Source organism: Sutcliffiella horikoshii (assembly GCF_008180725.1).
GTDB lineage: Bacteria > Bacillota > Bacilli > Bacillales > Bacillaceae_I > Sutcliffiella_A > Sutcliffiella_A horikoshii_B.
Genome location: NZ_VTEV01000001.1, coordinates 404381 through 417041, shown reverse-complemented (window position 1 = coordinate 417041; position 12661 = coordinate 404381). Strand labels below are relative to the sequence as shown.

The window sequence follows — 12661 nt, the reverse complement described above, 5'->3', positions numbered from 1 at the left end:
AGGAAGAGAGTAATGAGCACCAAAACACAATTGACTGGCTCGATATTTCTTTCGAAACTCATTACGCAATATGCATTTATCCATGAAAAAACAGTGGGGAAAACGGCGGGGGAATATATTCGCCAAATAGGATTGAGAACAGGGGAATGGATTGAGGACTTTTACGGCAATAGAGAAGATAATTGGTCCGTAGACAAATATGCAGAAGTGATTGTAGATTTAAAAAATTCTATTGGTGGAGAATTCTATATCTCTTCCATTACTTCAGAGTATGTAATTGTTAAAGCAAACCGTTGTCCTTTCGGTGAAATGGTAAGGGATGCTCCACATCTTTGTAATATGACTTCTAGTGTTTTTGGGGGGATTGCCTCAAGAAAATTTGGATATGGGAGAGTTAATTTGAAGAAACGAATAGCCGTTGGTGATCTTGGATGTGAAGTAGTCATCTATTTTAAACCCAATGAACTTGTAAATGGCGATGTTTACGAAAACCTTCCTCGAACACCAGAGAATACAGATCCTTTCCAATGGGAAAGTGAGACGATTGTGCTTTTGAATGAGGAACTTCGTAAAAGTGATGAACTTGTGGTCAAGCTGCTCGACGAATTGGAAAGCTTGAAAAACCAGGTGGATAAAAAGTAAAACAAAAAAGGTAATTGCTCAAATTGAAGCAATTACCTTTTACTTTTAATCTGTCGTTTCCTCTTTAGCCGAGAGTCTTTCTTGAGCCTTAACTCCTTCTGGATACCACACAAGCGGGTTTTCCCCTAGATCACGCTCTACATCATAATGTACAGAAGTGAACCCCATACGATTCCAGAAGTCGGCTGATTTGACACGAGGGTTCGTTTTGATTGGAAGCCCAAACCCTTTCGCAAAATCAACTAGTTCTTTCCCGAAACCTTTACGCTGGTAATTAGATAATACTTCTAATTTCCATAACTCTAAATAATCTTGGCGAGGTTCAAAATATTTATCTAGCTCTTTGGAAACCCGGTACAGGCTCATCCTTGCCACAAGTTTTTCACCATAATAAATACCGTAGAATGGTGATTCGCTGTCATTTTCGATTATGTTATCTTGGAGATCTTCCAACATGGATAGTTCCTGTATGCCATATTCCCTGAACTGTTTGAACTCTTCCAGTGTTTTATAGTTTATTGATAGTTTTTTAACAGTCATATACATTTCCCCCTTGGATATCTCTAATTGAAGCGCTTACCACTATACATATTAAGCAGAATGGTTTATTTTAATATTAATTATATAACAAAAAAACAAAAAATTCTGCAATAATTTTAGAAAGCGCTTGCAATTAAAGAAGGAAATCGAGGAATTATGTAGAAATAGTAGTTTGTTAGGGATTTAAATTGCAAGTTCTTTAGAAAGGGGATAACTCCATGCAAAAAATACTGATTGCTAATCGAGGAGAAATTGCAGAACGAATCATACGAACATGTCAACGATTAGGGGTAGAAACAGTTGCTATATATTCTGACGCTGATAAAGATTTGCCATATGTTCAGCAAGCGACAGTAGCAAGACATGTAGGTGAGGCCCCGCCTCAAAAATCTTATTTAAACGTAGAACGAATCTTGGAAATCGCCAAGGAAGAAAACGTGGATGGAGTCCACCCAGGCTACGGTTTCTTATCGGAGAATGGAGAGTTTGCACAAGCGCTCCAGGAAGCAGGACTGACATTCATTGGACCAAGTGTGGACGTTATCAAATTAATGGGAGATAAATTATCTTCCCGCAGAGCGATGATTAAAGCTGGCGTGCCGATTGTTCCTGGCTCTGAGCAGCCTGTTGAATCATTGGAGGAAGCGTTGGTCCTTGCAGAGAAAATCGGTTTCCCTGTTATGTTAAAAGCTAGTGGAGGAGGCGGTGGAATTGGAATGCACCGCTGTGAAAACAAACAGGATATCGAGAATACTTTCGAACAGACAAAGAAACGAGCGAAAGCTTATTTCAAAAACGAGGATATGTTTATTGAAAAATACGTGGGTAATGCCAAGCATATAGAGGTGCAGATCTTTGGAGATGCGCATGGAAATGTTGTACATATGTTTGAAAGGAACTGCTCTGTTCAAAGAAGGAACCAAAAGGTAATTGAAGAAGCACAGAGTCCGGCAATGAGCCAAGAGACTGGAATAAAAATTTGTGAAGCTGCTGTCTTGGCCGCAAAAGAAGTAGGTTACAAGAATGCCGGAACTGTCGAGTTCATCATGGATGAAGAGGAAAACTTCTATTTTCTTGAAATGAATACCAGACTGCAGGTTGAGCATCCGATAACGGAGTGCATCACTGGGCTTGATCTTGTAGAATGGCAACTTCATGTTGCAGCTGGCGAAGAGCTGCCAGTGAAACAGGAGGAAATCACAAGCACCGGACACGCGATAGAATTTCGTCTGTATGCAGAAGATCCAGTGAAATTCTTTCCTTCACCTGGGCTCATCACTAAATGGCACCTTCCTATGGAAGAGGGAGTCAGAGTGGATAGCGGCTATGGTCCAGATCTAAAAGTAACACCATTTTATGACCCAATGATTGCTAAGATTATCGTTTCCGGTGAGACGAGAGAAGCGACAATTGAACGGGCAAAAGAGTATTTAAGGGCAGCTTCAATCGAAGGAATTAAAACGAATCTTCCGTTTTTAATACGCGCCCTTGAGACCGATGATTTTGTCTCTGGTCACTACCATACTGGTTTTATTCAGTCGATGAACCCAATTACTACTTAAATCTATTACAACATGAGATCAGGAGGAAATTATAATGAAAAAAGTGGAAGCAGCAATGGCAGGTACAGTTTGGAAGGTGTTAGTGGAAGTTGGCGATGAAGTAACAGCTGGTCAAACTGTAATTATTTTAGAGTCCATGAAAATGGAAATTCCAGTGGAAGTAATGATGAACGGGAAAGTGGCGAGCATTTCTACTGCAGAAGGCGAATTCGTAAATGATGGAGATGTGCTGCTGGAATTGGAATAGTATTTGACAACTTTGAGAAGAAAGCGGGGGAATAAGATGATAAAAACCACCACTGATTTAGAACAAGAGTTTCAAGAAACGGTAGAGACGATTAAGAGCGGCGGAAGTGAGAAATATCACGAGAAATTAAAAGAACAAAACAAGTTGTTTGTTCGTGACCGCCTTGCTCTACTATTTGACAACGGACAATACGAGGAGGATGGACTTTTTGCCAATAATAAAGCAAAAGGGCTTCCGGCTGACGGCGTTGTAACGGCAATAGGTAAAATAAATGGTCAAACAGTCTGTGTGATGGCAAATGATTCTACTGTTAAAGCAGGTTCATGGGGAGCGAGAACGGTAGAAAAAATTATTAGAATTCAAGAAACTGCCGAAAAACTAATGGTTCCGATTCTTTATCTAGTTGACTCTGCCGGAGCGAGAATTACAGACCAACTAGACATGTTCCCTAACCGCCGCGGCGCTGGAAAAATCTTTTACAACCAAGTAAAGCTTTCTGGAATGGTTCCACAAATTTGTCTATTATTCGGTCCATCCGCTGCTGGAGGAGCTTATATTCCTGCTTTCTGTGACATTGTGGTAATGGTAGATGGAAATGCATCCATGTACCTGGGGTCTCCTCGTATGGCAGAGAAGGTAATTGGGGAGAAGGTTACACTGGAGGAAATGGGTGGAGCAAGAATGCATTGCTCTGTCAGTGGTTGTGGAGATGTCCTCGCTGCTACGGAAGAAGAAGCTATTCAGCAAGCCCGAAAGTACCTTGAATATTTTCCTGGCAGTTACCAGGAGAAGACAAAAGAATTGGATGCTGTCAGCCCAAAAGAAGGAAGAGCGCTGACAGATATCATTCCTGTAAATCAAAACGCGCCATTTGATATGTATGAAGCGATAGATCAGTTGATAGATGCAAACAGTTTCTTTGAAATCAAGAAGTTATTCGCGCCTGAATTAATAACCGGTTTCGCAAGGATGGATGGAAAGGTTGTCGGGATTATCGCAAACCAGCCAAAAGTGAAGGGTGGAGTACTTTTTGTAGATTCTGCAGACAAAGGTGCGAAATTCATTCAGCTTTGTGATGCATACCACATTCCTTTACTGTTCCTTGCTGATGTTCCAGGTTTCATGATTGGCACAAAAGTGGAACGCGCAGGTATTATCCGCCACGGAGCTAAACTCATTGCAGCGATGAGTTCCGCAACGGTTCCAAAAATTTCTGTTGTGGTAAGAAAAGCTTATGGGGCGGGACTTTATGCAATGGCAGGGCCGGCATTTGAACCGGATTGCTGCATTGCACTTCCGACTGCACAAATAGCAGTAATGGGACCTGAAGCAGCGGTCAACGCGGTATATTCAAACAAAATTAATGAAATTGAAGATCCAAAAGAAAGAATTGCTTTTGTACAAGAAAAGCACCAGGAATATAAAGAACACATTGATATCTATAAATTAGCTTCGGAAATGATTGTAGATGATATAGTACCTGCAAAAGATTTACGAGATGTATTGATTAGCCGCTTCCATTATTATTCAGGCAAGCAAATGACATTTAGTCATCGTAAACACCCGGTTTATCCGGTGTAAAAAATGTCCAGTGCCCATTTGTGGCACTGGATATTTTTTATGTGCAAGATAGCGCAGGGGAAAAGAACAGTACAACCATTAACGATAAATTGGTACAATAAGAGAAATAGGACTAAAGAAGGGGATATGATGAATATTGGAATTATTGGCGGAGGTGCTGTCGGCCTTCTATATGCCTCCCAATTATCAAAACGATTTGCTGTCACTCTTTATGTTAAACGGCAAGAACAACTACAACTATTAAAAGAGCAAGGGCTAACTGTTCTGCATAGTGAAAATGGGAAAGAAACAAGAAATGTAGGAGTCATGAAGTGGGAGAAAGATGTTCCTTTAAAGGACAATTTAATCATTGTTGCAACAAAGCAATATGGCTTAACAGCAATCCTCCCTGTTCTAAAAATGTGCTCGAGAGATCAATCGATCCTTTTTCTTCAAAATGGAATGTCACATATTGATTTGCTCAAACAGTTCTCGAAACCTCAGATTTTATTAGGGGTAGTTGAACATGGTGTAAAGAAAATCAACGATTGCACCGTAATGTGGACAGGTAAAGGACGCACGAAAATAGCAGGATATCCTGTGACAAAGAAAGACCGACAAGCAGCTTTGTTTATGAATAGTTGGTCGGATTCAATAGGTGTGAATTTTCCGCTTGAAGTGTGCATGGATTATTACGGAATGATGATTGAAAAATTGCTTGTTAATGCCATCATAAACCCGTTAACGGCTATATTTGATGTTCGTAATGGGGAGCTGTTATCAAATAAATATTATCAAAACTGCATGAAACGTTTATATAATGAGATGGGCTTTTTGGTTCAAACAGATAATAGGGAGCACATGTGGAATCATATCTGTTCCATTTGCGAGAAAACATCGGAAAACAGTTCTTCTATGAAGCGGGATATAAATGCAGGGAGAGAAACCGAAGTCGATGCGATTTTGGGATATATGATAAACTTGGCTGAAAAACAAGGAAAATTAGTTCCGCTAACAGAATTTATTTATGAAGCTGTTAAAGGGCTTCAAAACGATGCAAGCTGTTAATACCTCTTATGCTAGTTCATCCTGCTTGTGAATTACAAAAATAATCAAGTAAGTGAAAAGAGGTATGTAAAAAATGTCCGGAATTTTAGCAGGAACTTTCGCTACAATTGTTACGCTTCCTATTTTTGCGATGATTGCATTTTTTTATATAGCTAAGCTGGTAACAAGAAACAATAAGAAGTCCTTTCATTTGGCGATTGATGCTTCGACCCTATTTTTTATCTTAGCTGTGCACTTTATTATGATCATCATCTGGGATACGTCGTTTCTTTCGGTCATTTTAACTGTGTTATTGTTGATTGCAACCGTGATGGTTTTGACACATTATAAGATCAAAGAGGAAATCCATTTTAGAAGAGTGTTTAAAGGGTTTTGGAGGCTGAATTTTCTTCTGTTTTTTCTTACGTATTTTTGTCTTTTAACATTTGGAATAATTAAACGGGTTTTTGAAACATTTGCTTAAGCAATATTTTTTGAAACAATGGAAATCAATGCTATACTCATGGAGACATCAACACATATGAACGATTCAGAAAGGACGTACTTTATGAATGTAGTAGAATTAACGCTCCCTACTATTAATAAGTTTTCATCCGCTTATTTAGCTCAAAAGGAGAGCATCCTTCCCTTTTTTACATATAATCCTTTTTCTGTAGACACCTACACAAAGCGAAACGATCTATTGAAAAACAGAAGCTTCAGGAGAAGAGAGCTTGCTGCCCATCTTCTTGAATTTAATCAAAGATATGATGCGGATGCACTAACCTTACATAGCATTGAAAAATTAACTGACAGCCAGTCGGTTGTTGTTATCAGTGGGCAACAAGCAGGGTTATTGACTGGCCCAATCTACACTATTTCAAAAATAATCAGTACGATCAAACTTGCCCAAGAACAGGAGCTCAAGCTTGGTATCCCGGTTGTTCCTATATTTTGGATTGCAGGTGAAGATCATGATTTTCAGGAAATAAATCATGTGAACTTACCAAAAAATAATGAAATAGTAAAACATGTGTTTCAAATGAAAGAAGCAGGCAAAAAAATGGTATCGGAGCTTCAATATGATAAAGAAAAATTACACGCTTGGTTTCTTGAAATTGTTAACTCCTATGGGGAAAGTCCTTTTACAAAGGAGTTAAAACAAGAGTTATCCCAAGCAATTGAAGATTCTTCTACATTTGTGGATATCTTTGCTCGCTTGATTGCAAAACTGTTTAAAGGTACCGGGCTGGTTTTAGTAAATGCCTCTGACCCATCTTTGCGGAAGCTTGAAACTCCTTATTTGCAACAACTTTTAATGAAGCATAGTCAAATTCGTGGAGGTATGCTGCAGGCTCAAAAGGAACTTGAGGAGCAAGGATTTGCACCGATGTTAGAAATTGACTCAGAATCAATGAATATATTCTTTCACCAAGAAGGTGAGCGGGAGCTCCTATGTTGGGATGAAGCGAAACAGATTGCTTACATAAAGGATTCTAACCGCCAGTATACGGTTGAATACTTGACTAAGTTGATGGAGGAACAACCTGAGAATTTCTCCAATAACGTTGTAACGAGACCGCTTATGCAGGAGTTTCTATTTCCTACTCTTGCCTTTATCGGAGGTCCTGGGGAAATCAGTTACTGGGCTGAACTCGGTCGATGTTTCCGTTCAGTGGACCTTGAAATGCCACCAGTTGTACCGAGAATATCTTTGACTTTATTGGAACGGCATATCGATCGAACGTTAGTTGAATTGGGTGAAGATATTTCAGATGCGGTGGAACACGGCCTGGAAGAGAAGCGTAAAGCTTGGTTGTATAAAGAAGAACTTGAATCAATAGAAGCGACATTGACATCGTATCATGAACAATATGCCAAAGTTCATGATCAATTCCGAGATTTGGGCAATCATACTTTACCGCATCATCAGAAAACTTTTGAAAAGAACTGGAATTTGATTGATAAACAATTCACCTATATTCATCGACTGATTGAACGATCGGCGTATGAGAAACATGAAAACATGATGAACAAATATGAACGAGTGGAACTTGCTGTCTTGCCTAAAGGTATGCCGCAAGAGAGAGTATGGAATATCTACTATTTTGTTAATAAGTATGGTCTGGATTTCGTCCAAAGGCTATGTGGATTGCCATTGGAGCATAACGGTAAGCATAAAATAATAAAACTTTAAGAAACAGCGGGAAAAATCCTGCTGTTTTTTTATATTCTTTTTCTGACATTAACAAGTAGAGAAGGGAGTCGTAAACGAGCATTTACTGAAGAATGGTCGTTTATTATGTTTCCATAGAGTCAAAAAAAGCCAAGTTTGAACTAAATTCGTCCTTTTGTCAAAAAATGTTGTAAAAAGATGAAAAACGAAAAAAAAGTAGGCTTAAAGGATTTTCTTTTGGGGAAGAGAATAGTACAATAAAGTAAGTGGAGAGAAGTGGGGGATTGTGGGGGGAAGTAGAAGAAAGGTGGGAGAGCCAAATGTTCATGGGGGAATATAATCATACAATTGATGCAAAAGGGCGTATGATTGTGCCTGCGAAATTCCGTGATCATTTAGGTGAAACCTTTGTTCTTACTAGAGGCCTCGATAAATGCCTGTTTGGCTATCCGCTCTCTGAATGGAAAACAGTTGAAGACAAATTGAAACAATTGCCACTTACTAAAAAGGATGCCCGTGCATTTACACGTTTCTTCTTTTCTGGTGCTTCTGAGTGTGAATTGGACAAGCAAGGTCGAGTGAACATTGCCACCCCACTTGTTGAGTATGCACAGCTAGAAAAAGAATGTGTGGTGATCGGAGTGTCTAATCGAATAGAAATCTGGAGCAAGGACAACTGGAATGTTTTTGTGGAAGACTCAGAAGACTCCTTCGCAGAGATTGCAGAGAACCTCGTGGATTTTGACTTATAAAAGGGACTTAATTACTACGAATACGAAGAACAGCCTGGATAAAACAAGATGGTCGGTGAGAAAATACCGAGAGAAGAGAATTTGAAGCAGCTAAGAGGAAAAACAGCTTAGAGCTAGAAAGGCGGTGGAGAATGTTTCACCACGTAACAGTACTACTTAATGAAGCAGTAGAAGGTCTTAACATTAAAGAAGACGGCACGTATGTTGATTGCACATTAGGAGGTGCAGGACATAGTTCCGAAATTGTAAAACAGTTATCAGACAAAGGAAGATTGATTGCATTTGACCAGGATGACCATGCGCTAGAACATGCAAAAAATGTACTACATAACTATCTGGATCGGGTCATTTTTATTAAAAGCAATTTTAAGCACCTGAAAGAGAAATTGTATGAGCAAGGAATTACCAAAGTGGATGGGGTGTTGTTCGACCTTGGTGTTTCTTCTCCCCAATTGGACACACCTGAAAGAGGATTTAGCTACCATCACGAAGCACCTTTAGATATGAGAATGGACAAAGACAGTCCCCTCAGTGCATATGATGTTGTGAATGAGTGGCCTTATGAAAAATTAGTAAGGATATTCTTCCAATATGGAGAAGAAAAGTTTTCCAAACAAATAGCAAGAAAAATTGAAGAATATCGAAAATCAAAGCCGATTGAAACGACTCTTGAATTGGTGGAAATCATTAAAGATGGCATACCTGCTCCAGCTAGAAGAACTGGAGGCCATCCTGCTAAAAGGGTTTTCCAAGCAATAAGAATTGCAGTTAATGACGAGTTGGGTGTTTTTGAAGATGCCATTCATCAAGCAATTGATGTTTTAAAAGTCGGGGGAAGAGTTTCTGTTATCACCTTCCATTCACTGGAAGACAGAATGTGTAAAGTAGTCTTTAAAGAAAAAAGCCAGCTGCCACAACTGCCGCCTGGACTACCGATAATTCCAGAAGAATATCAGCCGACACTTAAACTTATTACCAGAAAGCCGATACTACCTAGTGAAGAAGAACTAGAAGCCAATAATCGCGCAAGATCGGCAAAACTAAGAGTTGCAGAAAAAGCGAAAGACTAAATATAAAATAAATATAGACTAGGGGGAAAGAGAATGAGTAACTTAGCTCACAAAATCCAGAGGCAGCATGAAGAACGCATACAGCAGTCTCCAAAAAGGCAATTGGTCGTAAAGAAACGTTCAAGAATTACGCTTGGGGAAAAGATACTTGGCTATATGTTTATCGGTATGCTTGCATTCGGTGCAGTCCATGTTGTAAGCAACCATGTGAATATCTATCATGTAAATAGCGAAATTCAGTCGCTTGAAGGGTCCATTGAATCGCAATTAAAGGAAAATCGTGAACTTGAACTTCGTGTAGCGGAAGAGAGCAGCTATGAAGTCATTCTTGAAAAAGCCAAAAACCTTGGTCTGACATTAAACGAGAACAATGTGAAGAACGTAGGGAACTAAATGAGTACCCATAACATCGTTCATAAAAAAAGAATTCACTTAGGAGCAGCAATTCTACTCGGATTTTTTGCGTTGCTCTTTTTTCTATTGATTGGGCGATTTTTTTACCTTCAAGCAACTGGAGAAGCACATGGACATAATTTAACTGCAGAAGCTAGTGAACGATATAATGTAAACAAAACCATTGATGCAAAAAGAGGATCCATATTTGATAGAAGTGGAGATCCCATAGCAGAAGACACCCCTTCCTTCAATCTTGTGGCGGTGTTGGACGAGTCCTTGACAACTGATGAAAAGAAACCACGTCATGTAGTCGATCCAAACGAGACGGCTGCAAAATTGGCATCTGTCTTGGAAGTGGATCAAAATGAGATTTTAGAAAAATTACAGCTGGATCGCAAACAAGTAGAATTTGGAGCCTTGGGTAGAGATCTTCCTTTGTCTGTGAAAAAAGAAATCGAAAACATGAAATTGCCGGGGATAGGGTTTGTGGAAGGGTCTAAACGCTATTATTTCAACGGGAAATTCTCCAGTCACGTGGTCGGTTTTGCAAGAGCAAATGATGATGGCGTAGTTGCTGGTGTAACAGGCATAGAAAAGATGTTAGAAGAAGAACTAAAAGAACAAAATGGTTCATTGTCCGTTAAAACTGACAATAAAGGTGTTAAACTTTCTATGGATTCAGATGTATCCTATGTTCCTGCAATCAACGGGAAAAATGTGCATCTGACATTAGATAAGACCATTCAGACATTTTTAGAAGAAGCGATGAACCATGTAGTGGAAGAATATGAACCAGAAAGGATCATAGCTATCGTTGCAGACCCAAAAACCGGGCAGATTCTTGCAATGGGATCTCGTCCAACCTTCGATTTAAACACAAGAGAAGGATTGACGGACAATTGGAACAACGATGCTATATCCTATCGGTACGAGCCAGGTTCGACTATGAAAATCTTTTCATTGGCCGCAGCCATTGAAGAAGGTGTATATAATGGTTCTGAACTCTATCAGTCAGGTTCATATAGTCTTCCAAAAGATCCGGTTCCGGTATACGACCATAACAGGTCAGGATGGGGAACTATATCTTTTGATGAAGGAGTCCAACGTTCTTCCAACGTAGCATTTGCTTTGCTAGCAGATAAGATGGGGACTGATACTCTTTTAAAATACATTCATGCATTTGGTATGAATGAGCCGACAGGTATTGACCTTCCAGATGAAACGACAAGCAACATCAATTACAATTATTATAGAGACCGAATTTCAACAGCTTTTGGTCAAGGTTCTGCATTCACCCCAATTCAACAAATCCAGGCTGCAACTGCGATTGCAAATGATGGGAAAATGATGCAGCCCTACGTGATTGATAAGATTGTCGATCCTAACACAAATGAAGTTGTACTAGAAAATAAGCCAAAACAAAAAGGAAATCCAATTTCAGAAAAGACTGCTGATAAAGTACTAGACGTTTTAGAATCAGTAGTAAGCTCTGAAAACGGTACAGGCCGTCCTTATAGTATTGAAGGATATAAAGTCGCAGCCAAGACGGGAACTGCCCAAATTCCTGGACCAGGAGGTTATTTATCTGGTCATGGCGAATATATTTATTCAATTACAGGAATGGCTCCGGCAGATGATCCGGAGTTGTTGATGTATGTTGCGGTAGAAAAGCCAAAGATAGCTCAACATGAGAATGGGGCTGGCCCTGTATCGGGAGTATTCAATACCGTGATGCGCAGGAGCTTGCAATATTTAAGTATTCAACCTGATGAAAGTCAAGTAAATACTCCGAAAAAGAAAAGTGTCGGAGTGAAAGTGCCAAATCTTGTTGGGGAAAATGTTCAGGATGTTTCTGCTGATGCACAAGGACCGGAATATGTCATGGTGGGTGAAGGTTCTAAGGTATTAAAACAAACACCTCAACCGGGCCGTGAAGTCATAAAAGGCGAGAGGGTTATACTTTTAACAGAAAATTCCCCGGCAATTCCAGATATGACAGGTTGGAGTTTGCGTGATGTTCGCAAGATATCCAATTTACTCAAGCTTGAAACCGAGATAATTGGGAATGGGTATGTACAAAAGCAAAATATTATTCCTGGAACCCCAGTAGAAGAAGGGAACAGCCTTGTTGTGGAATTGGGTTCAAATCAACCTTTACCACAAACGGAGGAACAGGAAGAAGAAGTAGAAGAAGTAGAAGAGACAGAAGAATCTGGATCTGAGGAAGATTCAGAGAATGATTAATGGAAAGATGCACTATTAAAGGCTATGACCTTTGGTAGTGTATTTTTTTGTTAAAAAAGTATAAAAACACTGTTGATTTCATTTCCTAAAAGGTTTATTAAGGTCTCTACCTGAGTCAATAGATGAAAAACTAACATTTTGCGTTCTAGCTATATTCTAGCCGTGGATTGGAGCAAATGGCGAAGACTCCTGAGGGAGATAGCGTAAGGTGGAGACCCCGCAGGCGAAGCCGAGGAGGCTCCAGCAACGCCCCTAAGAAAGCGAAACCATTTACGGAAAGGAACAGCGGAGATTAACGAATTTAGATGTAAAGTTATATGCTTAGTTTTTATTACAATATCATGGTCATATATTAAGAGCATCTCTGGGATTTGCGACCAATACCATGTTCTATCCTCGTTCGTACAAGCATATATTACTACGAA

12 protein-coding genes are annotated in these 12661 nt (G+C 39.6%); 11 read left to right on the top strand and 1 reads right to left on the bottom strand.

The genetic code is table 11. The features are described 5' to 3' along the window. Positions 1-12 precede the first annotated feature (12 nt). Positions 13-642, top strand: coding sequence for a methanogen output domain 1-containing protein (locus tag FZC76_RS02075; RefSeq protein ID WP_148986618.1), 630 nt, complete (start codon positions 13-15; stop codon positions 640-642). 45 nt (positions 643-687) lie between these two features. Here FZC76_RS02075 and FZC76_RS02070 read toward each other — a convergent pair whose 3' ends face one another. Continuing rightward, positions 688-1188, bottom strand: coding sequence for an N-acetyltransferase (locus FZC76_RS02070; RefSeq protein ID WP_148986617.1), 501 nt, complete (start codon positions 1186-1188; stop codon positions 688-690). 212 nt (positions 1189-1400) lie between these two features. Between FZC76_RS02070 and FZC76_RS02065 the strand changes: the two genes are divergently transcribed. From FZC76_RS02065 to FZC76_RS02020, 10 genes are all read left to right on the top strand, one after another. Further along, a complete protein-coding gene (locus FZC76_RS02065; RefSeq protein ID WP_148986615.1) occupies positions 1401-2744 on the top strand; it encodes an acetyl-CoA carboxylase biotin carboxylase subunit in 1344 nt (447 codons plus the stop codon). 34 nt (positions 2745-2778) lie between these two features. Continuing rightward, a complete protein-coding gene (locus tag FZC76_RS02060) occupies positions 2779-2991 on the top strand; it encodes an acetyl-CoA carboxylase biotin carboxyl carrier protein subunit (RefSeq protein ID WP_148986613.1) in 213 nt (70 codons plus the stop codon). Positions 2992-3027: 36 nt separating this feature from the next. Then, a complete protein-coding gene (locus tag FZC76_RS02055) occupies positions 3028-4572 on the top strand; it encodes an acyl-CoA carboxylase subunit beta (RefSeq protein ID WP_148986611.1) in 1545 nt (514 codons plus the stop codon). A 126-nt stretch (positions 4573-4698) separates the two neighbouring features. Continuing rightward, complete coding sequence (locus FZC76_RS02050) at positions 4699-5619, top strand: 2-dehydropantoate 2-reductase (protein ID WP_187441929.1); 921 nt, start codon at positions 4699-4701, stop codon at positions 5617-5619. A gap of 73 nt (positions 5620-5692) precedes the next feature. Further along, the gene (locus FZC76_RS02045) at positions 5693-6082 is read left to right on the top strand and encodes a DUF3397 domain-containing protein (RefSeq protein ID WP_148986607.1); all 390 of its coding nucleotides are present in this window, start codon (positions 5693-5695) and stop codon (positions 6080-6082) included. Between the two features lie 57 nt (positions 6083-6139). Then, positions 6140-7795, top strand: a complete 1656-nt coding sequence (bshC, locus tag FZC76_RS02040) for a bacillithiol biosynthesis cysteine-adding enzyme BshC (RefSeq protein ID WP_187441928.1) — start codon at positions 6140-6142, stop codon at positions 7793-7795. Positions 7796-8094: 299 nt separating this feature from the next. Beyond that, on the top strand, positions 8095-8526 hold the full coding sequence (gene mraZ, locus FZC76_RS02035; protein ID WP_148986605.1) for a division/cell wall cluster transcriptional repressor MraZ: 432 nt from the start codon (positions 8095-8097) through the stop codon (positions 8524-8526). 131 nt (positions 8527-8657) lie between these two features. After that, complete coding sequence (rsmH, locus tag FZC76_RS02030; protein ID WP_148986603.1) at positions 8658-9596, top strand: 16S rRNA (cytosine(1402)-N(4))-methyltransferase RsmH; 939 nt, start codon at positions 8658-8660, stop codon at positions 9594-9596. Positions 9597-9629: 33 nt separating this feature from the next. Then, entirely contained in the window at positions 9630-9989 is a 360-nt protein-coding gene (ftsL, locus tag FZC76_RS02025; RefSeq protein WP_148986601.1) for a cell division protein FtsL, read from the top strand. Continuing rightward, a complete protein-coding gene (locus FZC76_RS02020) occupies positions 9990-12236 on the top strand; it encodes a penicillin-binding protein (protein WP_148986596.1) in 2247 nt (748 codons plus the stop codon). Positions 12237-12661: the final 425 nt, after the last annotated feature.

What these genes read in the sequence shown, in the direction of transcription:
- FZC76_RS02065 (WP_148986615.1), top strand. Translation starts at nt 1,401, where the DNA reads ATGCAAAAAATACTGATTGCTAATCGAGGAGAAATTGCAGAACGAATC.
- ftsL (WP_148986601.1), top strand. Translation starts at nt 9,630, where the DNA reads ATGAGTAACTTAGCTCACAAAATCCAGAGGCAGCATGAAGAACGCATA.
- bshC (WP_187441928.1), top strand. Translation starts at nt 6,140, where the DNA reads ATGAACGATTCAGAAAGGACGTACTTTATGAATGTAGTAGAATTAACG.
- FZC76_RS02060 (WP_148986613.1), top strand. Translation starts at nt 2,779, where the DNA reads ATGAAAAAAGTGGAAGCAGCAATGGCAGGTACAGTTTGGAAGGTGTTA.
- FZC76_RS02055 (WP_148986611.1), top strand. Translation starts at nt 3,028, where the DNA reads ATGATAAAAACCACCACTGATTTAGAACAAGAGTTTCAAGAAACGGTA.
- FZC76_RS02045 (WP_148986607.1), top strand. Translation starts at nt 5,693, where the DNA reads ATGTCCGGAATTTTAGCAGGAACTTTCGCTACAATTGTTACGCTTCCT.
- FZC76_RS02075 (WP_148986618.1), top strand. Translation starts at nt 13, where the DNA reads ATGAGCACCAAAACACAATTGACTGGCTCGATATTTCTTTCGAAACTC.
- mraZ (WP_148986605.1), top strand. Translation starts at nt 8,095, where the DNA reads ATGTTCATGGGGGAATATAATCATACAATTGATGCAAAAGGGCGTATG.
- rsmH (WP_148986603.1), top strand. Translation starts at nt 8,658, where the DNA reads ATGTTTCACCACGTAACAGTACTACTTAATGAAGCAGTAGAAGGTCTT.
- FZC76_RS02020 (WP_148986596.1), top strand. Translation starts at nt 9,990, where the DNA reads ATGAGTACCCATAACATCGTTCATAAAAAAAGAATTCACTTAGGAGCA.
- FZC76_RS02050 (WP_187441929.1), top strand. Translation starts at nt 4,699, where the DNA reads ATGATGAATATTGGAATTATTGGCGGAGGTGCTGTCGGCCTTCTATAT.
- FZC76_RS02070 (WP_148986617.1), bottom strand. Translation starts at nt 1,188, where the DNA reads ATGTATATGACTGTTAAAAAACTATCAATAAACTATAAAACACTGGAA.